The organism is Candidatus Planktophila sulfonica, assembly GCF_002288065.1.
Lineage (GTDB): Bacteria > Actinomycetota > Actinomycetes > Nanopelagicales > Nanopelagicaceae > Planktophila > Planktophila sulfonica.
In genome coordinates, this window is sequence record NZ_CP016773.1 from 1261247 (window position 1) to 1283486 (window position 22240).

General features: G+C 48.0%; 20 protein-coding genes and 1 tRNA gene. 6 read left to right on the forward strand and 15 right to left on the reverse strand.

Features of this window, described 5'->3' with window-relative positions; all coding sequences use genetic code 11:
• Nucleotides 1–2: 2 nt before the first annotated feature.
• Nucleotides 3–1424: a glycosyltransferase family 28 protein gene (locus A1sIA56_RS06495; protein WP_095674078.1), complete on the reverse strand. Its 1422-nt coding sequence runs from the start codon at nucleotides 1422–1424 to the stop codon at nucleotides 3–5.
• Between the two features lie 169 nt (nucleotides 1425–1593).
• Here A1sIA56_RS06495 and A1sIA56_RS06500 point away from each other — a divergent pair, with 169 nt between their 5' ends.
• Nucleotides 1594–3000 carry an aspartate aminotransferase family protein gene (locus tag A1sIA56_RS06500; protein WP_095674079.1) on the forward strand — a complete coding sequence of 469 codons (1407 nt, stop codon included), beginning with the start codon at nucleotides 1594–1596 and terminating at the stop codon, nucleotides 2998–3000.
• On the opposite strand, the gene A1sIA56_RS06505 is transcribed toward A1sIA56_RS06500, so the two are convergent.
• The 6 genes from A1sIA56_RS06505 to A1sIA56_RS06530 form a co-directional block, all read right to left on the reverse strand.
• Complete coding sequence (locus A1sIA56_RS06505) at nucleotides 3001–3747, reverse strand: ROK family protein (protein WP_095674080.1); 747 nt, start codon at nucleotides 3745–3747, stop codon at nucleotides 3001–3003. It abuts the gene before it with no gap.
• Nucleotides 3744–4034 carry a putative quinol monooxygenase gene (locus A1sIA56_RS06510; RefSeq protein WP_095674081.1) on the reverse strand — a complete coding sequence of 97 codons (291 nt, stop codon included), beginning with the start codon at nucleotides 4032–4034 and terminating at the stop codon, nucleotides 3744–3746. Before A1sIA56_RS06510 ends, A1sIA56_RS06505 begins: the two co-directional genes overlap by 4 nt.
• Nucleotides 4035–4051: 17 nt before the next feature.
• A complete protein-coding gene (locus A1sIA56_RS06515) occupies nucleotides 4052–6313 on the reverse strand; it encodes an AAA family ATPase (protein ID WP_095674082.1) in 2262 nt (753 codons plus the stop codon).
• Nucleotides 6310–6957 carry a hypothetical protein gene (locus tag A1sIA56_RS06520; RefSeq protein ID WP_150122000.1) on the reverse strand — a complete coding sequence of 216 codons (648 nt, stop codon included), beginning with the start codon at nucleotides 6955–6957 and terminating at the stop codon, nucleotides 6310–6312. Before A1sIA56_RS06520 ends, A1sIA56_RS06515 begins: the two co-directional genes overlap by 4 nt.
• Before the next feature lie 145 nt (nucleotides 6958–7102).
• Nucleotides 7103–7175, reverse strand: a tRNA-Arg gene (locus A1sIA56_RS06525).
• A gap of 84 nt (nucleotides 7176–7259) precedes the next feature.
• The gene (locus tag A1sIA56_RS06530) at nucleotides 7260–8696 is read right to left on the reverse strand and encodes a GuaB1 family IMP dehydrogenase-related protein (RefSeq protein ID WP_095674084.1); all 1437 of its coding nucleotides are present in this window, start codon (nucleotides 8694–8696) and stop codon (nucleotides 7260–7262) included.
• A 46-nt stretch (nucleotides 8697–8742) separates the two neighbouring features.
• Here A1sIA56_RS06530 and A1sIA56_RS06535 point away from each other — a divergent pair, with 46 nt between their 5' ends.
• Complete coding sequence (locus tag A1sIA56_RS06535; RefSeq protein ID WP_095674085.1) at nucleotides 8743–9963, forward strand: beta-N-acetylhexosaminidase; 1221 nt, start codon at nucleotides 8743–8745, stop codon at nucleotides 9961–9963.
• Here A1sIA56_RS06535 and A1sIA56_RS06540 read toward each other — a convergent pair.
• The 6 genes from A1sIA56_RS06540 to A1sIA56_RS06565 form a co-directional block, all read right to left on the reverse strand.
• Entirely contained in the window at nucleotides 9960–10565 is a 606-nt protein-coding gene (locus A1sIA56_RS06540; protein ID WP_095674086.1) for a GNAT family N-acetyltransferase, read from the reverse strand. The genes A1sIA56_RS06535 and A1sIA56_RS06540 overlap by 4 nt on opposite strands.
• A gap of 2 nt (nucleotides 10566–10567) precedes the next feature.
• Complete coding sequence (locus tag A1sIA56_RS06545) at nucleotides 10568–11398, reverse strand: class II fructose-bisphosphate aldolase (protein WP_095674087.1); 831 nt, start codon at nucleotides 11396–11398, stop codon at nucleotides 10568–10570.
• Between the two features lie 8 nt (nucleotides 11399–11406).
• Nucleotides 11407–12201, reverse strand: a complete 795-nt coding sequence (locus A1sIA56_RS06550; protein ID WP_095674088.1) for a DeoR/GlpR family DNA-binding transcription regulator — start codon at nucleotides 12199–12201, stop codon at nucleotides 11407–11409.
• Nucleotides 12198–13052, reverse strand: a complete 855-nt coding sequence (locus tag A1sIA56_RS06555; RefSeq protein ID WP_095674089.1) for a carbohydrate ABC transporter permease — start codon at nucleotides 13050–13052, stop codon at nucleotides 12198–12200. The genes A1sIA56_RS06550 and A1sIA56_RS06555 overlap by 4 nt, the downstream gene beginning before the upstream one ends.
• Nucleotides 13052–13930 (reverse strand): carbohydrate ABC transporter permease, encoded by an 879-nt coding sequence (locus A1sIA56_RS06560; RefSeq protein ID WP_223298434.1) that lies wholly within the window; start codon nucleotides 13928–13930, stop codon nucleotides 13052–13054. The genes A1sIA56_RS06555 and A1sIA56_RS06560 overlap by 1 nt, the downstream gene beginning before the upstream one ends.
• A 138-nt stretch (nucleotides 13931–14068) precedes the next feature.
• Nucleotides 14069–15304 carry an extracellular solute-binding protein gene (locus A1sIA56_RS06565; protein WP_095674091.1) on the reverse strand — a complete coding sequence of 412 codons (1236 nt, stop codon included), beginning with the start codon at nucleotides 15302–15304 and terminating at the stop codon, nucleotides 14069–14071.
• 174 nt (nucleotides 15305–15478) lie between these two features.
• Between A1sIA56_RS06565 and A1sIA56_RS06570 the strand changes: the two genes are divergently transcribed.
• The 4 genes from A1sIA56_RS06570 to A1sIA56_RS06585 are packed head-to-tail and all read left to right on the forward strand — an operon-like array spanning nucleotide 15479 to nucleotide 18787.
• A complete protein-coding gene (locus A1sIA56_RS06570; RefSeq protein WP_095674092.1) occupies nucleotides 15479–16360 on the forward strand; it encodes an SIS domain-containing protein in 882 nt (293 codons plus the stop codon).
• 14 nt (nucleotides 16361–16374) lie between these two features.
• Nucleotides 16375–17277 carry an ROK family protein gene (locus A1sIA56_RS06575; RefSeq protein ID WP_190277001.1) on the forward strand — a complete coding sequence of 301 codons (903 nt, stop codon included), beginning with the start codon at nucleotides 16375–16377 and terminating at the stop codon, nucleotides 17275–17277.
• Complete coding sequence (locus A1sIA56_RS06580) at nucleotides 17277–18368, forward strand: N-acetylglucosamine-6-phosphate deacetylase (protein ID WP_095674094.1); 1092 nt, start codon at nucleotides 17277–17279, stop codon at nucleotides 18366–18368. Before A1sIA56_RS06575 ends, A1sIA56_RS06580 begins: the two co-directional genes overlap by 1 nt.
• The gene (locus A1sIA56_RS06585; RefSeq protein WP_095674095.1) at nucleotides 18365–18787 is read left to right on the forward strand and encodes an ester cyclase; all 423 of its coding nucleotides are present in this window, start codon (nucleotides 18365–18367) and stop codon (nucleotides 18785–18787) included. The genes A1sIA56_RS06580 and A1sIA56_RS06585 overlap by 4 nt, the downstream gene beginning before the upstream one ends.
• Nucleotides 18788–18856: 69 nt before the next feature.
• On the opposite strand, the gene A1sIA56_RS06590 is transcribed toward A1sIA56_RS06585, so the two are convergent.
• Both A1sIA56_RS06590 and A1sIA56_RS06595 read right to left on the reverse strand, forming a co-directional pair.
• Nucleotides 18857–20872, reverse strand: coding sequence for a bifunctional metallophosphatase/5'-nucleotidase (locus tag A1sIA56_RS06590; protein ID WP_095674096.1), 2016 nt, complete (start codon nucleotides 20870–20872; stop codon nucleotides 18857–18859).
• Between the two features lie 76 nt (nucleotides 20873–20948).
• Nucleotides 20949–22223, reverse strand: coding sequence for an FAD-dependent oxidoreductase (locus A1sIA56_RS06595; RefSeq protein WP_095674097.1), 1275 nt, complete (start codon nucleotides 22221–22223; stop codon nucleotides 20949–20951).
• Nucleotides 22224–22240: the final 17 nt, after the last annotated feature.

The window sequence follows — 22240 nt, forward strand, 5'->3', positions numbered from 1 at the left end:
AATTACTGCTTCTTAATATTAATTACTTCAATCTTCGTTCCATATGCTTCATCTGCGATCTCTTTGCGTCGCTTGATATATGCATCAGATGCGCCAGTTATGAGGTGCTCGAAGCGTTGATCACCCTTAATGAGTGGGTGCAGCTCTTTCGCTGTGTTCTGTGAACCCCAGATTGGATTTTCTTCCTTAATCTTCTGCACAACAAGATGAGGATGAAGGAATCTATAAATAAGACCCAATCGGCGTAAGCCGATCCAGGCAATATGGCGAAGTCCGCGATTGATATGTACTTGTAGCTGAAGTTGTTGGTATCGCAGCCATGAAGGGCGTACTGGTTCTTCTTGCATGGCTAAGTCGTAGAGAATCTTTGCAATTTCTGCGCCACCTGTTGGGTCTGGTAGTTCTGCGCACTTCTTGCTCAAACGTTCACGTGTTTCTGGCTCTTGTAATTTCTTAACTGTCGAAGTGATATCGCGAAGATCAGCTTGGTTGGCACGTAGCGCAAATCCCATGTCATGACACCACTGGGCGCGAGCTTCTTGATCATCTGTTCCGCGAATATTTGAGACAAATACAGTTGGTACAAGTGCAGGCAGAAGTTCATGCACTCCGTTATATCCGGTTGCACATACGCCAGCATCGAAGGCATGAAGCACTCGTGCAAGCGGGAAGTGGCGTACTACGCGAATATCAAGGCCTTCAGGCGCAAGGGATTTTCCATCTTTATCGAGAGGTTGCTTAGTCAGAATAACCTGGAGATCTTTCCAACCGATAAGACCTGAAAGCGCTGCTGTCATCTTTTCGTTGACATCGCTATCGCCAGTTCCGAGTTGAACAAGAACTGCTGGGCGGTCTAAATCAAGGCCAAGAACCTTGCGCGCTTCATCGCGTGAAAGCGCGGTCTGCTTTTGGTAGAGCGAGACAGAAGAAGTCAGGCGCGCATCTTTACGTGTTGCAGTTGGACCGAAATCGTAGGCACGGGCGTAATCGCCAGGTTCGACAATGTAATCCATCATCTGTGATTGCAGACCTAGAACAAAGCGCTGTGGTTTCTTCTGCCAGAGACCACGACGCACCCATACAAGTGCTAATTTTGAATGAGAAAACTTTGCAGCAATAACACCTGGGTATGGAACCACTCCATCAAATGTCATTACCTTTGCGCCGGTTTCATCAACGAGTGCAAGTAAGCGATCGCGAAGATAGACATCCCACTTATCACGAGTCATCCACATGCGATCGCGGCCAGGAATATATTCGCAACGAATTCCCATGTATTCAGGAATTTCTGCGATGCCACCGGCCATAGAAACGATAATTGGGTTTGCATGTTCCTTTAGTGCAAGAGCTATTGCACTAGCGCGCGCAAGATGTCCCATTCCCACACCATTACTGGTTGCGAGAATAATCGTTGGTTTTTCCATAAGGCTCAAAGGTTATCAATTTTTCATGCGTAAACCACGCGGGAATATCGCTATTAGTTGCAAACTTTTTTGCCTTCGGAGATACTTGGCATGCGTTAATTCGCAACAACAAAGGAGAGTACTTCTCAAACCGTTTCTAAATCAGAAACATTTGCCGTACAGCTTTACAATGACTACACAAACAGCGATTCAATCGCAACACAAAGCAACACATCGTTACGTACCAACAACATCCACTCCAATCTCGCCTGAAAAAGTAGCTTCCGTACTTGCAGCCGAATGGGATCTCTTCACGAAGAACACCAAAGGCTCAGAGCTCGAGAGCAAGCGCGCCTTCGACTCGCTTCCACTTGGCGTGACATCCAGCTTCCAGCACTGGGATCCATACCCAATTTCAATCGTCTCCGCCAAGGGCGCATACATGACCGATGTCGATGGTCGTCAGCTCCTTGACCTCTCAATGGGCTTCGGCGCAATGCTCGCCGGCCACCTCAACCCAGTTGTTATTGAAGAAGTTCAGGCATCTCTGAATCAGGGAATGCTCTTTGTTACTCCTTCACCTACTTCTACCGACGCTGCAGAGCGAATCTGTCAGCGCTTCGGAATCGATCAGGTTCGCTTCACCAACTCAGGAACAGAATCAACGATGTACGCCGTTCGCGTTGCTCGTTCTGCCACAGAGAAGATGGGCATCCTTAAAGTCGAAGGCGGTTACCACGGTAGCTACGATCCTTTTGTTGTCTCAGCAAAGCCACCTCTAAACAAAGCAGGCAAAGCTGAGAAGCCAACTCCATATGTTGAACCAAACTTGGTTCCAGGAGATATCTACGTTGTTCCTTACAACAACATCCCTGCACTAGAAAAGATGTTTAAGAAGAATGCAAAGAAGCTTGCATGTTTCATCGTTGAACCTGTTCTAGAAAACCTCGCCATCGTTCTTCCAGATGCTGGTTACCTCGAGCGTGTTCGCGAACTTTGCGATCAGTACAACGTCGTTCTTATCTTTGACGAAGTAAAGACAGGTCTTACAGCTGGTGCACACGGTGCAGCAATGCGCCTTGGTGTGAAGCCAGACCTTATTACTCTTGCAAAATCAATTGGTGGCGGACTTCCACTTGCTGCTTTCGGCGGCAAGAAGAAGTACATGGACTTCGTTACCAACGGCAAGATGGCGCACTTCGGTACCTTTAACGGTAATCCCCTTGCAATGGCAGGCGTTCGCGCAATCGATCGCATCTGTTCAGATGAAGCACTTGCAACTGCTGAAGAGTTCAACTTGCAGGCACTTACTCGCATCGGCGACATCATTGATGAGTACCAACTTCCAGCACATACAGTCGGTTTCGGAATCAAGGGCTGCGTTACATGGTCAACAACACCTGTTCGCAACTATCGCGATTACAAGGCAACTGACTTCGGTGTTGCAGAAGCACATTGGCTCTTCGCATTGAACCGCGGAATCATCACTCCTCCGGGACTCGATGAGCAGTGGTTGATCTCTTTGGCACACGGCCAGACAGAGATAGATCTACTTGTTGAAGATTTCCGCGACTTTGCTAAAGCTATTCGCGCGTAATTAAAGCTGCCACGCACGAACTCCGCCAGCAACTCCGGCAGAGTTCGGAACGATAACGACGTCATCGCCCATCAGGTTTAAGTCGCGCTGCTGAATGCTGTGTGAATTTCCGCCACCAATGTAAAGGCGATCCCATAGAAATACTGGGCGAAGTTCAGAGACCATCAAACGCACGCGACGTGACCAGAATGTATTTCCCATACGGTGGCGTTCGCGATCGCCAATCCATGTGTCATATGTAGTGTTTCGGCGAACTGTTGCATGTGACATTTCAAAGTGTGGAGAGAGCTTTCCACCGTGGAAGACAGAGAATCCAAGTCCTGTTCCGAGAGTCAACACGATTTCTAGACCTGAACCTGTAACGACGCCAGCACCATGTACTTCAGCATCGTTTAATACCTTTGCTGGCATGCCCAAACGTTCAGCAACAGCAGCTTCGGCATCAAATCCCCACCACTGATCCTTTAGTTCTTGGTTCATGCGTGTGTGCGGACCGGCATCATTGATGTAATGAGGCGTAGCAACGACAACACCGTTACGAATCATTCCTGGCAGACCAACTGTGACGCGAGCAGCCTTTGGAAGAGAGGTGGCGATCTCTTGCACAGTATCGAGAAAACGCTCAGTTGAAAGAGGATATGGAGTTTGCACTCGCGTTGGCGCTGCGTGCATGGTTCCGGATTCATCAAGCACACAGCTCTTAATAAATAGCCCACCACAGTCGATGGAGAGAGTGAATTGGCTCATGAGAGTGAATCCATAACTGTAATTGTTTCGCCGAAAACTAGATCCTTAGCAACTGCCTGCCAGCCCTTGCTGTTCTCATTGACCATATGCGCATCCCATGATGGGCGATCGCTCCAGATTTCCCAGACGTTTACAACGTTCTCTTTCTGGGTATCGCGATAGATATCGATAAATTCGCAACCAGCTTCAGTACGGATTACTGAGATGTGCTTGGAAAGGGCAGAGACAAATTCATCGTATTTACCTGGGCGCACATCAATAGCCACAAAGAGGAAGATTTTGCTCACTGGATAACGATACCTGCTTATCCAATCACTGGTAAATGCACATCAGGGATTCTATGTTCGCGATGAGCTACTACGGATGCGCTGTGATATTTCTCAATTTCAGCTAAGAAATTGGCATCTAGGTATGGACGACCATCGACGATTGAGCCCTGCACACCATCAATAACAGCGGCAACATCCTCCCCTGACATTGTTTTATGTGTCTCAAGCGCATGTGCCAACGCCAGTACTTGATTGCGATTCTCGCGCAAGATTTCTTCCGCTTGAGTCAACAACGTTCCTAAGTTCTCTTCAATGCGATCACTAAGAGCCATACGCATTTGCTTATCTGTGTCATCTTTACCTTTGCCACCACCAGGTGCACCCATCTCAAAACGACGGTTACTTACGTGGGAGGAAATAGTTGAACCCATTCCCCAATGGCCTTCCATCAAAGATGCGATTGTCGTTGCACTCTCGAGGTCTCCTGAAACACCAGATGAGTTATCGCCATCAAAGAACATTCGTTCGCCGGCAAGGGATGCAAGTGAAACCAAAATATCTGATTGGTATTCACTCTTCCAGCGGGTGAATTGATCATCTGGCGGAATACTTGCAACCATGCCTAGGTAATCAGAACCTTTCTCAATGGTTGCAAGATCAATAGACATATGTTGACGAGTGCGATGCGCCATGACTGCATGGCATGCTTCATGAACAGCAACTGCATGTCGCTCACGTTCAATGTATTCAACATCTTCAGATGGTCCAAGCTCCTTCTGCTGCTTGGCTTTGACGATATCTGACCACTCAATAGAAGTACGTCCATTGCGGATAGCCATAATGAGAGCTTCATTGATGGTGTCTTTGATTGTTGCTCCAGTTGCATATGGAGTAATTGTTGCAATCTTGTCGATTTCTTCGGCAGTAAGTGAGTGCGAAACCTTTGATAGGTAACCCTCGTAAGTGCGGATACGACCTGCCTTACTTGGATAACCAACGCGATACATGCGATCGATTCGACCAGGACGTAGTAGCGCTTCATCAAGAGCCTCGGGCATATTTGTAGCCATCACGACAAGAATTCGATACTTCGGAGGATTCTTTGGGCGCATTCCTAGTGTGCGACGCACAACTCTGTTGAAGAAACCACGAGGCTTCTTTAGCCCAGAAAGTTCAGTAAGGAGCGCTTGCAGCGTTCCCATTCCGCCGCCTCCGCCGCCTGCAGCACCACCCATAACAAACTTGTCCCGAGCTAGTGCAGATACTGCAGGTTCAGAAAGATATGCGCCGCCATGACAGTGGCTCTCAAATATTTTTGACTTCTCCATGGTTGAAGTTCGCTGAGGTCCACCTTGCGAAACGATTCCGCGGTTTCCTAGTGAATCTGCTTCATCGAAGAAGACAACTACTCCGCCATAACGCAGAGCCAACTTTCGAAGCTTGCGGAAAAGGCTCTTCACCTTAAGTACGCCAACACCAAAGAACATATTGGTAAATGCACCCGGATCTACGAACACGAATGGCTTTCCAGTTTCTCCCGCCATTGATTCAGCCATGAGTGTCTTGCCGGTTCCCGGAGGACCCCACAAGAGAATTCCCCCTGGAACATATCCTCCATGTTTTTCAATCTCTTCTGGAGTTTCTAGGAAGAGAAGATTTTCTCGGATGCGATTGAGAACGTGATCTTGTCCCCACACATCGCTAAAGCGAGTTCGAATGTCATCAGGGAAGTAAGTATCAACACCACCACGGCTCAAGAACCAGAAGATGGCTGCAAATTGAATGATGACAAAGAAGACTGCAAAGAGAAGTTGTCCAAGAAATGGCAGCGCAGAAAGAAATGCTTTAGGAGCTAAGAAGAGCGCTTTGATTGGAGGTTCGTCATAAATTGCTCCGAGAATTACCGCTAAGAGTGCAACTACCAGTGACCACTTAACTATGCGAGAGAGGCGAAAGCGAGTCCAGTCACTGAGTCGATGAACTTGGCGATCGGTAAATGCAAAGTATTTACTCCAAATACCGTGATAGGGAGCTAATAATTCAGCCAGAAGGAAGTGAATCTGGCGAACCACTTCAATAGCTGCAAGGACAAGTAACCAGCTCTTACTGCGTGCAGTTTCATTAAGTGCATCTTCAACGCTAAGAATTGGATTTTCGGCAAGGCTTGACCATGTGAGAACTAGGTAAGTAATACCGAAGAGAAGTAAGAACTTAACGCGGTCGTAGAACGAGAGATGAATTCGAGTCTTTCGGTCAGTATCGCGCGGACGGCTCGTTACTTTTTGTATCTCGCTCATTTGGCTCCCTCAACTGTGAATGTGCTGACAATCTCTTCAATAGCTTTCTTATTCTTCTGGTAGCACTTTGATAGACACCTTCCAATGAGGATATAAATGGTGGTGCGGTCATTGGACATCAGAGCCGTCTGGTTAAAAGTTTGTTGCTCTCCATCAATCGAGAACCGATAGATGGTTTGTACTCCCCGAGCGCCTTTCTCAACAACTTCGCGATCGGAGAGAATTTCAAAATCAGGCACGCCTAGCTCGGCGCCATCAGCGAGCTGCGTTACAGGAACAATCACATTGCGAAGCGAGTTGTAAGAGAAATCATTAGTTTCTTCCGCAGTTAAATCACGAACTCTGGCGAAGATCAACGGTGATGATGGAGGTTTAAGAGTAAATACTGAGGAAACCTTAACCTTGGTATCAGTTGAGTAAGCCACTTGCCATTTAACTAAAGATTCACGAGATTCTTCAGGATTCTCGGCTGATTTCTTCTCGAACTTACTCAACGCTGCAAAACTAAGACCCTTCCAGTTTTTTGGAACCGAGAAGAAGACGCCATCCTCTTTTGATGCCGGATATAACTGGGAACTTTCACCACAGGCCGAAAGCGATAGGGCCAAGGTCAAAACAAGACCTACGGTGCGGACTCTTCTCATTGCAAGATTCTGCCTGAGAATTGAGAGGTGCGCTAGACGAATTGTGGTAGCAATCCGTGGACTCAGCCTCTTTTTCTCGCTGAGTCGAGCGTGGATAGGCAAAAAGAAAAGCCCCCGGTGTGAAAGGCACCGAGAGCTTAACTTGTGCGCGCGAAGGGATTCGAACCCCTAACCTTCTGATCCGTAGTCAGATGCTCTATCCGTTGAGCTACGCACGCTTATTGAATTGTGTATTGCGAATGCGAATACTACAGGCTTTTTAACGCTCTGAAAAACTGACCTAAATCAGCGTAATTCGCTGCTTATCCACGCCATGACTGGCTGAGTGGGCGCCCCTCTGCATAACCAGATGCAGATTGAATTCCTACGACTGCGCGATCTGCAAACTCTGCAAGGTTATGTGCTCCTGCATATGTACATGATGAACGAAGTCCCGAAATAATTTCATCAATCAAATCTTCAACCCCTGGACGGTTTGGATCAAGGAACATCTTTGATGAAGAGATTCCTTCTTCAAAGAGTGACTTACGTGCACGATCAAATGCATCTTCTTGTGAAGTACGTGCATTAACTGCGCGCTTTGACGCCATACCGAATGATTCTTTATATGCACGGCCTGAGCTATCTCGCATCAAATCGCCGGGTGATTCATAAGTTCCTGCAAACCAAGAACCAATCATTACCTGTGAAGCACCTGCTGCAAGTGCCAGTGCGACATCGCGCGGATGGCGAACTCCGCCATCTGCCCAAACGTGTGCACCTAACTTCTTTGCTTCTGCGGCACATTCAAGAACTGCCGAAAATTGTGGGCGACCAACACCGGTCTGCATACGTGTTGTGCACATTGCACCAGGACCAACACCAACCTTAATAATTGTGGCTCCTGCAGCAACAAGATCACGAACGCCATCTGCAGTCACTACGTTTCCAGCAACAATTGGTACGTTCAGGTTTAGCTTCTTAATAAGCTGTAGAGCTTCAATCATCTTCCTCTGATGTCCGTGTGCTGTATCGACAACAAGCACATCAGCCCCGGCAGCAACTAACTTTGCGGCCTTATCGGCTACATCACCATTGATACCAACTGCTGCCGCGATGCGAAGCTTGTTCTGCTTATCAACTGCAGGTGTATATAAAGTCGCACGAAGTGCGCCTACCTTGGTGATAATTCCAACGAGTTCACCGTTCGCTGAAACCACTGGGGCAACGTTGCGAAGGCGCTCGTTGAGGAATTCAAAAGCTTGGCGTGGATCAAGAGTGTCAGGCATTGTTGTGAGCTCTTGCGTCATTACTTGGCTCAGCTGAGTAAAGCGATCAACGCCAGCTAAATCATCTTCAGTAACGATACCCACTGGCTTCTTGCCATCAACAATGACGATTGCTCCGTGCGCGCGCTTATGGATGAGAGATGCGGCATCAGCAACTGTCTCTTTAAGAGTCAGAGTGATTGGTGTTTCAAAGAATGTGTGGCGTGCTTTGACGGATGCGATGACGTCAGCGACAACAGGGATTGGAATATCTTGAGGAATAACAACCATTCCACCGCGGCGGGCCATGGTTTCAGCCATGCGACGACCGGCAATCGCGGTCATATTTGCAACGACTAGAGGGATTGTTGTTCCACTGCCATCGTTGGAAGTGAGATCAACTTCCATGCGGCTGGTGAGTTCCGAACTACTTGGAACCATGAATACATCGTCATAAGTGAGGTCATAGACCGGCTGGTTGATAAATCGCACGTACTGAAGCCTACCGCCGATAAGGCAGGGGCGACATAATCGCCTCATGATGCGCTGGCGCGGGGCGATGCTCGATATCTCTCGCCATTACTTTGATGCGGCCTTTATCAAGAAGACAATCTCGGCCCTGGCTGCCTTTGATTACAACACCCTTCATCTGCACCTGACTGATGACCAGGGGTGGAGACTCGAAAGCACAGTATTTCCACGCCTTCATGAAGTTGGTTCAGTGCGTAAGCAAAGCCAAAATAACCACGGACTACTTGAGCCTACTTATGATGGCAAAGAACATTCTGGCTATCTGACGCATGCTGATGTCCGCGACATTGTTAGCCATGCACAATCACTTGGGATGCAGGTTGTTCCTGAAATCAATATCCCAGGACATACCGGTGCGCTCTTAGCTGCTTATCCGCAATACGGAATCAATAAGAACAGCGTTGAGGTCAGCGGGCGATGGGGAATCTCGGATTACTTGCTACGTCCATTTCCAGAAACTTTTGAATTCCTTACCAAGGTATTTGAAGAAGTTGCCGAACTCTTTCCATCTGAATATATCCATGTCGGCGGAGATGAATCGCTGATCGATAACTGGCTGCAAGATGCTGAAGTTGTTGCCTTTATGAAAGAAAATGGATTTGCCACTACTAAAGAGCTCTTCATCTTCTTCATGAAGGAAGTAGAGAAGATAATTTCGGCCTTGGGCAAGAAGATGATTACTTGGGATGATGCATTCGCTTTTGATCCCGAGCAGGCAACCCATGCAACGGTTATGTCATGGCGTGGAGCTGCGATTGCTCAAATTGCACTCGACCATAATCGCGAAGTAATTCAAGGGCCTGTATTTCCAACGTACTTTGATTATGCGCAAGAAGTCTCTGTAGATGAACCGCTAGCAATTGGTGGACCCGTAACTCTTGATGATGTCTTGGCTTTCACGCCACTAGCCGGAGTCACTGGAGTTCAATTCCAACTATGGACCGAATACATCCAAACCCCGATGCATGCCGAGTACATGATGTGGCCGCGTGCCGCAGCACTTGCGTATCGTTGTTGGGGTGAAGGCAAGGATTTTGAAAGCTACTTCGAAAAAAGAAAGCCTAAACTCGACGCGCTGGGTGTCACCATTCGCGATTTAGACCCTCTAAAGCGAGCCAAAATCGCACACTTGGGCATAGGTGCTTACTACCGAGGTTTTGATACCGCTTCCATGATGGAAGCACTTGAGAAATCAGCAGTTGCCGGAGAAGTCGCACACGATTTCTAAAGTTTCTTTGCAACTCCGATTTGCCCATCGCGTTCAAAGATCACGTGGTATCCAATTGCCTGATAGAAAGCCAACGCATCTAAATTCTTAGAGCTCAGAATGAGATGAACCCCAACTGACCCAGCGCTTCGGAGAGAATCCTCCATCGTTGTCATCAATTTCTTTCCCCAGCCCTTGCCCTGCATCTCAGCAACAAGGTTGATATGTGCATGGGATGGGAAATCTTCAAGAAATTCGGAAGGTGATTGAAGTGGATTGTGAATCAGATGAGTAAGACGCTCATCTCGGCTCCAGTTTTCTTTCTGAGCCTCATCTGGTTTTGTATAACTCAACTGCTTCTCGGGCCACCATGTAGCACCAGCCACCGTTTCAAAAGAAGTTGTGTCAAGAGTTGCGATGCAATAACCAAGGGCCTGGCCTGTCTGGTTCTGCACAACAAAGCAATGTTCAGGCGATAGATGCAGGTATGGACCAACCCAGATATCACCTAGTAAGTCGGGTTGTTCAAAAATGCCCGTTGCATCTTTTCCAGAGTCTCCTGTAAGAACGCAGATTTCGTAGAGGCGTTCTTGATCTGCCTTTGTAGCTAGTCGAATATCCATATTTACTTCAATAGCGCTAGAAGACGAGCAACTTCTGAGGTAACTGCATCGCGACCTGGGGCGATGTACTTACGAGGATCTACTAGCTTTGGATTAGCGCCAAGTGCTTCACGGATTTCGTGGGTGAAGACGTTATTGAGGTGGGTAGCAATATTGATCTTGCTCATTCCTGCCTTTACTGCCTTCTGTAAATCAGGATCGTTCACACCAGATGAACCATGAAGAACCAATGGCACAGCGACGGTACGAGCGATTTCAGAGATGAGATCGAAATCTAAAGTGGCATCGCGGGTTGTCATGGCATGGGAAGAACCAACGGCCACGGCCAATAAATCAGCACCAGTAGCCTCTGCGAAGGCCTTTGCCTCTAGTGGATTGGTGCGAACTCCTGGGGCGTGAACGCCATCTTTGCCACCGACTTCACCGATTTCGACCTCGAGGGTTGCACCGTAACTCTTGCAGAGCGCCGCCATGCGCGCACTTGCTGCCACATTGTCAGCATAAGAAAGCTTTGAACCATCGAACATCACTGAGTCATATCCAAGATCAAGAGCCTCTTTAACCAGATCTTCACTTTCTGCATGGTCTAGGTGAACCGAAACCGGCACAGATGAAGACTCTGCAATCGCAATCGTTGCAACAGAGATCGGCTTGAGTGCTTTGTGATAGCTGACGCAGTTCTCACTGATCTGCAAAATGACAGGATGCTTTGCTAATTCCGCACCAGCAACGAGTGCTTCAGCATGTTCGAGCAAGATGACGTTAAACGCACCAACTGCTGATCCTGTGCTCTTGGCATCGAGTACTAACTTGCCTGCATTTGTGCGTGACATGGCGCTCCTTAGACAATCACAATCTCGACGCCAAGTGCGCGAAAATCTTTGACAATCTTTGGGTCGATTCCATCATCGGTAATCAGAACATCAATCTCGCTAATTGGGCGAATTGAAGCGAAAGCACTCTTTGCAAACTTTGAGCTGTCGGTAACAACGACAATCTTGCGCGCACGTGCAGCTATCTGGCGGTTAACGCGCGCTTCATCTTCGTGACGTGCAGCAGCGCCAATAACGGAATCGATTGCTTCAACGCCAAGAAAGGCGATATCGATATTTACTTCCTTTAAAACTTCTTCAGCAAATGGACCTGTGAGTTCGTAAGACTGTGGGCGAGCAACGCCACCTGTGACAACAATTTTAATTTGGTGGCGAACAGTTAATTCGGCAGCGATATTTACCGCGTTCGTTACAACTGTAAGCGCTGGCTGAAGTTCTGAAGGATCACCGGGTGCAAACTCAGAACGAGCGACAATCGCGCGAGCAACCGCCGTAGTAGTTGTTCCGCCGTTGATTCCGATGATGTCGTGCCTAGAAACCATCTCGGCCGCGGCTTCAGCGATGCGCTGCTTAACCTCATCTTCTTTAGCAACCTTGTAGGTAAGCGGAAGACCAAGAGAACCACCCGTGGCAACTGCGCCTCCGTGGGTACGGGAAAGCAGTTGTTTCTTAGCTAGCGAATCAAAGTCACGACGAATCGTTGCTGCAGATACCTTGAGAGAGTTAGCAACATCTTCAACTTCGACGCTGCCTTTTTCGACAACTATCTCCAGGATTCTGGATAGTCGTTCTTGTCTACTCACTTCACGCTGCCGGCAGTAAGTCCGCCAACCAACCACTTCTCAATAAGTGCGAAGAGAACGACGACTGGCGCGATAGCAATGAGTGATCCGGCAAAGAGGTACTGCCACTGGACTTGGTAGAAGCCGATAAGTGCGGTGAGACCAACGGTAAGCGGTTCTTGCTCTGGAGAAGAAGTCAGAGTCAGAGCGATGACGAATTCATTCCAAGCCGCAATGAAGGTGAAGATAAAAGCCGTTGCAAGTCCAGGAAGAGATAGCGGAAGAACGATACGGATAAGAGTGGACAAGCGACTACATCCATCAATCCAAGCAGCTTCTTCGACTTCTTGAGGAATACTTGCAAAGAAGCTGGAGAGAATCCAAATAGAGAACGCCATATTGAATGCGGCATAAACCAAGATTAGTCCGAGGTAGGTATTTACAAGATTGAGTTTTGCGATTTCTCGGAAGATACCGATGACAAGCGCTGTTGGTGCAAACATCTGTGTAACGAGTACTAGGAAAAGGAAGACTTTGCGTCCGCGGAAATCATTGCGCGCCACGTAATAAGCAGCAGGTACTGCAATAAACATAACAATCAAGGTGGCAGATAGAGAGATTATGAAAGAGCTCTTGATGAATGTTCCTAGTGGAATCTCTTTCCACACACCAATGAAGTTCTCGAAGGCCCACTTCTTTGGGAAGTAAGTAGGTGGGATAGATGTGATCTCTTCCTTGGGCTTGAGAGCCGTTAGGAGCATCTGGAAGTAAGGCGCGAAGAACAGGAAGCCAAGAATCCACGCAGAGATAGCAAGGCTGACCTTCTTTCCCGTGAAGCGCTTTTGACGCTTAGGAACCACAATGGATGTCATTACTTCTCCTCCTGGCTCTTGGATACCTTTAGGAAGATGCCGATAAAGATCAGAATAATGATGAGGTTAAGTGATGCCATAGATGCAGATTGGCCAATATCTTGATCGCGGAAGGAGATCTTGTAGCCCAGAGTGGTTGTTGTATCAGTTTCATAACCAGGTCCTCCTGCAGTAATTACCCAAATAATTGGGAATGCGTTGAAGATATTAATGAGGTTAATGGCCATGGCAACCAAAAGCGCCGGCTTAATCAGCGGGAACTTAATGAATCTATAGCCTTTCCATGCCGTTGCACCGTCAACGGTAGATGCTTCAACGATGTCATCGGGAATAGTGGAAAGGCCAGCCAAAATCACAAATGATGTAAATGGAATCGAAACAAAGACTGCAACAATCATGAGCCAAACAAATGACTGCTTTGGATCCGCAAGAAAATCTACAGGCTCATCATAGAAATTTAAGTCCATCAAAATCTTATTGAGCACTCCGTAATATGGATCGAGAATCCATTTCCAGATTGTTGAGCTCATTACTACAGATGCAGCCCAAGGAATAATCACGGCCCAGCGAACAATTTTTCGCCCTGGGTACTTTGCATTAAGTAGTTGAGCTACTGGAAGGGAGATGATGATTGTAAAGAAAACGATCCCCACTACCCAGATAAATGTTCGAATCAGCACATTGGGTAGATCCGGATTAGCTAGAAGATTTCTATAGTTTTCTAGCCCGGCCCATCCCTGGGTAATCCCTGAAGAACTGACATCTTGAAATGATGTACGGACCATTTCAAATGCAGGCCACAGTACGAAGCCAAAAATCATAAAGAGCGCTGGGAATATCCAGGGGAGAGCACCGAGACGGGACTTACGTTTCAGCATTTGAGGCATTCGCCCTGATCTCCTTCATTAAAGACAATTCTAATTCTATTTGTTGACAACCGAAATAAGTAGAGCGGGGGCTCGCGATCACTCGCGAACCCCCAACCCGTACTTCATTGTCACTACATATGACAGGTATTACTTAGATGCAGCAAGCGCCTTTGCTTGGAGTGCATCCATGGTCTTCTTTGGATTTACAAGAGCTGTACCGATCTGCTGCTGGATAGCACCCTTAACTGCTGGGAATGCTGCCTGATCTCCTGGGTAGAAGATTGCAGATGGAAGCAACTTAATAAATGGTGCAAGCTTTGGATCCTTTGCAGCAATCGCTCCCGCTGACTTTGTTGCAGGAATGAAGCCGCCTGCAGCCTTAAGGAATCCTGCATAGTTTGTAGGCTCGAAGATGAAGTCCATCCACTTTGTGATTTCAGCCTTGTGTCCGTTTGCCTTGTATGCAGTGAAGTAATCCTGAACACCAAGTGTTACAGGCTTCTTTCCTGGAGCAGCAACGAATGAACCTGAACCAACGTTAATTGCAGCTCCACCATTGTCCTTAAGCCATCCTTCAAGGAAGACTGAGCCGTTAATGAATGCTGCCTTACCTGCAGCGAAGAGCGCCTGTGCACATGCTGTGCGATCACACTTAGCTGGGTTTGGCTGTGTCAACTTCTGATCTGTGAGCTTCTTAAGGAATTCCATTGTCTGGATGTTTTCCTTTGAGTTAAGAACCCACTTGCCGTTCTTAAACATTACGCCGCCGTTACCGCCAGCCCAGATTGCAAATTCAGCTTGCGCTTCTTCTGGTCCGAGTGGAAGTGCATATGGGTAAACGCCTGGAACCTTCGCCTTGATCTGCTTGAGAACCTTCTCAAGTTCGGTCCAAGTTGTAGGTAGCTTTGTGACGCCAGCCTTCTTAAGAATGTCCTTGTTGTAGAAGAGTGCGCGAGCTGATGCTAAGTCTGGAACTGCGTATGCAACGCCGTTGTACTTAGAGTTGTTAAGGAATGTTGGGACGATGTCATCAAGAGTTGCCTTGCTGACTACTTCGTCTGCACGGTAGAGAAGACCTTCAGCAGCTGCTGCTGAGTAGTCACCCTTGTTAACAATGTCAGGTGTCTGACCTGTTGCAACAAGTGTCTTTACCTTGTCATCAATTGTTTCCCAAGAAACAACGTTGACTGAAACTTTAATTGTTGGATTTGCTTTGGTGAATCTTGCTGAGAGGTCATCCCAGAATGGCTGCATGTTTGCGTAATCTGCTGCGACCATCTTTAGTTCGACTGGGTCTGCTGCCTTAGCTGATGTGCCAAGGACAGAAGCCGCGATCAAACCTGTAGCTGCAACGAGTGCGCTGAGGCGAGTCACTTTCTTCATTCGTATAACTCCTGACGGGTTTAGGCCCCGGCAAAGGGGCTTCGTTGGAAGTAGTCGACCACCTTCGGGGGGCTAAATCAATGATTTGCATGTAACTGTTTGGTAACGAACAAATAACGACAAAAACACGCAATTTTCTTGACTTTCGGGGTGAGCTCCGCCTACGGTTGCGCCATGACTACCGCCTTCCATGCAGATGCCGAAATCGCCTCCCAGCCTCAAATCTGGCGCCAGGTAGCCGAATTCGCCCCAAGCGTCTTTAGCAAGCTCCCCAAGAAGGGCGAGCGCGTGGCGGTCGTCGGCTGCGGAAGCTCTTGGTTCATGTCGATGGCATATGCCTCATTACGTGAGGCTGCAGGCCATGGCGAGACCGATGTCTATGCCGGCTCTGAATTTAACTATGAGCGCAAGTACGACCGCATCGTCTCAATCTCTCGCTCTGGAACAACTACTGAAATTGTCGAACTCCTTGGCAAGGTAAAGACTCCTTCTGTCATTCTGACAGCGATTCATAACTCCCCTGTTGAAGATCGCGCAACAGAGACAATCATTATGGATTTCGCTGATGAACAATCAGTTCTACAAACTCGTTGGGCAACTGCGGCCCTTGGTCTGCTCCGTGCTCACCTTGGCTTTGATCTCAACTCAATCGTCAAAGATGCTGAAGAAGCACTTGCAAGCGATATCTCTGATCTCGTTGAAGTTGAACAGATCAGCTTCCTTGGTCGCGGTTGGACAATCGGCCTCGCACACGAAGCAGCGCTGAAGACTCGCGAATCTTCACAGTTCTGGGCTGAGGCATACCCAGCACTTGATTACCGCCACGGTCCTCTATCGATTTCACAACCAGGGCGCGCTGTCTGGGCATTTGGCGATATTCCTGCTGACTTGGTGCGCGATATCAAATCAACCGGTGCACTCTTTGAATCAAGCAAGCTCGACCCAATGGCTCATCTCATCCGTGCTCAGCGTGTAGCAATCGCTATTGCGAAGAAGCGTGGCGTAGATGCTGATAATCCACGCGGTCTAGCACGCTCCATCATTCTCGATAAGTAATTACACTCATCTCTGTGAGCTATGTAGTCGCAGTAGATGTAGGCGGAACCGAGATCAAGAGTGCTCTTGTCGACTCTGATTTCAACGTTATCGCCACAATAACTGCGCCTACTCCTAAAGCAGATTCCACTGGCGCAGAAACAGTCAAAGCAATTGCTGCAATCGTTGCCGAATTCGGTGCGGCACAAAAGGTTGAAGCAGTGGGATTAGCAGTACCTGGCGCTCTCGATGAGCCTGCTGGAACATCTCGTTGGTCCGGCAATCTGCAGTGGAAGAACCTTCCTATTCGCGATCTACTGCACACAGCAATCAATATTCCTGTCGCTTTTGGCCACGATGTACGCACGGCAGCAGTTGCTGAACTTCGCAGCGGCGCCGCACAAGGTGCGCGCAATGCAATCTTTATTCCTGTTGGAACCGGTATCGCTGCAGCGCTAATTATCGATGGAGAGATTCGTTCTGCTGAAGGTTACGCCGGCGAAATCGGCCACGTAAACGTCAATGGTAAATATCCATGCGTTTGTGGCAAGACCGGATGTTTAGAAGCTGCATCATCAACACTTGCAATTAGTAAAGCCTACGAAGCTCAATCAGGAAAAACTGGAACAACAACAGAAGAGATTTTCAAGCTTGTTATCGCAGGCGATGCTGTAGCAACAAACGTTTGGAGCGATGCAACAGCTGCAATGGCTCGTGCTTGCGAATCGCTGATCACAATTCTTGCACCTGAAGTAATCGTCTTCGGTGGCGGACTTTCCAATGCAGGTGAAACATTCCTCAAACCAATTAGAGATTACCTCGATGCATCACTTACCTTCCAACGTAAGCCACGTCTTGAGATTGCACATTACGGATCTAAGGCTGGAACAATTGGTTGTGCCATGTTGGCATTTGATCTCGTGAAGGCGGGTAAGTAATGCATATTCACGGCTCATCTGCAGTTGTCGATGGAAAGTTGCAAGAAAAGGTCTGCATTAAAGCTGCAGACGGTGTCATCACCACAATCACTCTTAACTGCGCGGAAACTCCCGATTCAAACCACACCGGAACGCTAATTCCTGGCTTTGTTGATATTCACTCTCATGGCGGCGCTGGTTTCTACTTCTCTGATCTCTCCCCTGAAAATGTTGCCGCTGCTCGCAATGTTCACTTAACGCACGGAACAACTACTCATATTGCATCCCTCGTCACCGAACCTGTCGGGGTTCTCGAAGAGCAGATTCTGCGCTTAGTTCCGATGGTCAATGCTGGCGTCTTTGAAGGAATCCACCTCGAGGGTCCATATCTTTCACATGCGCGCTGCGGTGCACACGAACCATCTTTATTGCGCTCACCAAAGATCGATGAACTCTCAGCTCTTCTCGATGCCGGTCAAGGTGCAATCTCAATGATGACCCTTGCCCCTGAACTCGATGGCGGCATTGAAGCGATTGAGTATCTGACTTCTCGTGGAGTCACGGTGGCACTTGGCCATTCACAGGCAGATGCGGCAACTACAAAAGCTGCATTTGCAGCAGGTGCAAAGCTGATTACCCACTTCAGCAATGGAATGCCTAAGCCAACAGCCGGTGGCACAACAATCGCTGAGGCTTCACTTGCCGAGAAGAGAATCCCACTTGAAATGATTCTCGATGGAATCCACGTATCTGAAGAGATTCTCAAAGAGGTTCTTGCATCGGGCGATAAGCGAACCATCTTGATTACAGATTCCATGTCGGCAGCAGGTGGCGCAGATGGAAGCTACTCAATCGGTTCGCTCGAAGTAGTTGTCGTTGATGGCGTCGCTCGCCTTACCTCAAATCACTCTCTCGCAGGAAGCACGCTCACTATGAATCGCGCCTTTATCAATCTCCTTGCCGCCAATAACAACATCGCAGACTGCGTCTTTGCCGCATCGACACTTCCTGCAAAGACTCTGGGCCTACATGCCGTTGGTGAAATCGCAGTTGGAAAGAAAGCCCACATTCTTGAATATAAAACTTCAGAAATCAGCGTGGTTGCCTCATGAGTTCACTAGAAGAGAATCGCCAAGCTGCAGCTGATTTCTTTGAACAAATCTGGAATCAGAAAGATGAATCGGCAATTGATCGATTTATCGCACTCGATGCTGCGGGAAATGACCCAAAGTTTGGCGTAGGTCGTGAATCATTCCGCGAACAGTGGAAGAAGTGGCATGCAGCATTTCCTGATCTTCACTTCGATGTCCGTGAAATCATCGCCGAAGGCGATCGCGTTGTAACTCGCTGGCACCTGACAGGAACACATACTGGCGCTGAATATTTAGGTAAGGCAGCATCGGGTGCAAAGATTGCAGTTGATGGAGTTTCTATCGACACCATAAAAGATGGCGTTGTACTTGATGGATTTGACGCTTGGGATTCACTCGGTTTCCGCGAGCAACTAGGAATTATTAAGCCGCTTTCGTAATGACAGCGCGCCATCAAAAAAGAAGGCGCCCACCTCAGTGAGCGCCTTCTTTCTTAAGTGATTGAGCAGTTAAGCAACCTTCTTAATGCGGCCATCTGCTGCAGGAACTTGCGTTACTTTTCCAGCAGCGAGATCTGCCTTGAGGGCATCAACAAAGAGGTCAAGGAGTGCACCCTGAACCTTTGCCTGGTCTGGTGAGAACACATTCACATAACCATCTCCGCCATAAATAACGAAATCGAGCGTTGTGATTGTGTATTGCTTTCCATCCTTAGGAATTGCAGTTCCATCTAGCTTCGTGACTTCGACAATTCGGCTACCAGCCGGCTTTGTTGAATCGAAGCTGAACTTGAAACCTGAAATCTGTGGGAAACGTCCATCACCTGGGTAGTTTCCTCCGACTCCATTTTCAAGCGCCTTCCATAGGTTTTCACCAGTTACTACTGATGTAGCAATCTGATTTCCGAATGGGAAGACTGTGAATGCATCACCTAACGTCACATCAAGCGCCCCTGTCCCAGTGCGCACAAGTGAAGTATTTGCAGGAATGTAAGTCTTTGCAGGGAAGGTATCGCGAATTCCACCACCATTTTGAACCGCGAAATCTGTCTTGTACTTTGCTCGCATGAGATCTGCAATGTAATTACCCATTGGAGTTTCTCCTGATCGTTCTACCGCAGGAGATCCACCGCGTGGGAAGACACCTGAGACAGTTCCAATCTTCACATCAAGCTTTGCTGTTAGTTGATCCTTGTAGCTCTTTACCATTGCAGCAGCCGCAACATCCTGAGTTGTTACTGTGCTAACCACGCCTGTATTGATGGTTGGTGCAGCGGCTTTCAATACATGCTGAATGGATTGGCCAACTACCTTTTCTCGCTTGATACAAATTTGAGTGCGTGTGTACTCAACACCCGCATTTCGAGTTTGACCTAGAACGACTGGAGTTGTTCGAATTGTTCCAGGAGTGACAGAAGCGAATGTCTGGTGGCTATGTCCACCGTAGATTGCGGCTGCTCCCTTAATTTGCGCAGCCAACTCATTGAGCTGACCCTTCGCAGTTCCATCAGCATTTTGTAGCCAACCTTGGTGAAGGAGAGCAATAACAATCTCAGCGCCAGCAGCCTTAGCCTCTGTAATCGCCTTATTTACGCCAGAGACGCCCGGGTTAATTGTGATGGTCTTCTTTTCACCTGCGGAAGTCTTGTAATCGAGGTTCCCTGGGAATACCTGTTCGATCGTTTCAGGAGTATTTGAACCAACTACGCCGACTTTCACACCACCACGTTCGATGATTGTGAAGTTCTTCATCGCCTTGGTGCCAGATTTCAGAACTGCAAGTGATTCTGCGTCATAGTTAGATACAACCCACTGGAAGTTTGAGATGCCAATCATCTTGTTGAGGTGATCTAAATTGCGATCATGTTCATGGTTACCAGGAATTGAAACATCTAGCTTTATTGCATTAAGTGTTTCGATGGTAGGAACTTCTTCAAATTCTGTGGAAATCGGAGGCGCAGCGCCAATATTGTCTCCAGATGAAAGAGCGATGGTTGCTACGTTTGCTTTGCGATCAGCTTCCCAATTGCTTGCAAGTAGTGCCGCCCCGAATGAAGTGCCAACTTCAATGGCTCCGTGTAGATCACTTAACTGAAGGACTTGCACGGCTTTGTTTGTAGGAGAAGCCACTGTCGCAAGTTGTGCAGCGGTGTACGACTTGGTTGAAGCTTTTGGCTGTGAAAAACCATATTCATTGACTGCCTGCACAACAGGTGTGCCGGCTGGTTGACCGATAACTACTGGCATGGTCACAACATTGTTTGCCTTAACGGGAACAAATATTGGGCATGAACCAGCTCCAGCTGACACAACAAAACCAGTTACTCCAGGCTCAACATCAGCACCAGGAGTCCAGCGAACGACGACTCCGCTAGATCCAAGATATGAAGTCACCGCTGTTGGTGAATTTGGAAGCGAATATGTAGCGGAATGCGCGCTTGGAGCCATCGCAAGCCCAGTTGCCGCGACTAACGCGCTTGCGAGAAGAAATGAAAAAGCAGACTTAAATATGGTTGAGGGTTTCATGGCAATATGAAACGCCAATAGCAAGGATACAAAGGGGATTGAGGATTAAATGTAGGTTAACGAATGATGAAAACTTCTAGAGCCCTGCGTGCTTCAACAAATCTTCACGCGCAACTGATTTACGACGCGGCTTTCCAACTGGTTCACCCGCAGCTACTTCAGCTTCATTAATTGCCTGCCAATGCTGCTGAGTTACAACACTGTTATGTGTAATTACATCAGTGACATCACCTGAGTTCTTAGGCGTTCCAAGATCTTCAACCAGAAGCTTCATAACATCGGCTGCATCTGACTTATTTGTGCCGATAACCCCTGAAGGTCCGCGCTTTGCCCAACCAACCACATAGACATTTTCATTTACTCGGCCATCGGTATTGACGACCTTGCCCTTTTCATAAGGAATACCTTCAAGGGATGCAGCCTCATAGCCAATAGCTGTAATGACTAATCCGCACTTAACGCTAAATGTCTCATCGCTTCCGGTCTTCTGGAATACAACCTCTTCAACGCGGTCATCGCCCTTAATTTCTAAAGGTGTGGCCAAGAACTGGAACTTCATCGTACGTTCGTGGCTGGTGGCTTCCTTTTCAGAGATAAGGAGCATCGCATCGAGATTGCTCTTCACATCTTTTTCCGGAGCATCTCCTGCACGCACAAGTGCAGCATCAATATCTGCCTTCTCCATCACAACGTTGGTGTGTTCTAGCTTTGGCAGTTCGCGTAGTTCAGGGGAAGTAAATGCCGCATGCTCAGGTCCACGGCGTGCGCTGATAATGACGTTGCGAACTGCGCTCTGCTTCAGCGCATCAATGGCGTGATCGGCCGTATCTGTTGGATCTAGTTCACTCGGTTCAAGTGCCAACATGCGAGCGACGTCCATAGCAACGTTTCCAGCACCAATAACAACTGCTGTATCTGTACTTAAATCAATTGATTCATCTTTGAAATCTGGGTGTGCGTTATACCAAGGCACAAAAGTCGCTGCAGACATAGACCCAGGAAGATCCTCACCCGGAATTCCAAGCTTCTTACCGAGAGCAGAACCAGTTGCAATAACGACTGCGTCGTACTTCTCTTTCAGTTGCTCAATAGTTAAGTCGCTACCAAGTTCAACGTTGGCAAAGAGTCTGAAGTTAGGTTCATTCGCAACTTTTTCAAATACTTTTGCGACCGTCTTAATCTTTGGATGATCCGGTGCAACACCGCTACGAACTAAGCCCCAAGGAGTTGGAAGGCGTTCAATCATGTCGATGGAGAATTGCAGTTCCTCGGTCTGAAGATTCTGTAACGCTTGCGCCGCAAAGTAACCGGCTGGTCCTGCACCGACGATTGCTACTTTGTATTGAGGCATGGGTGAATAGTATTGGA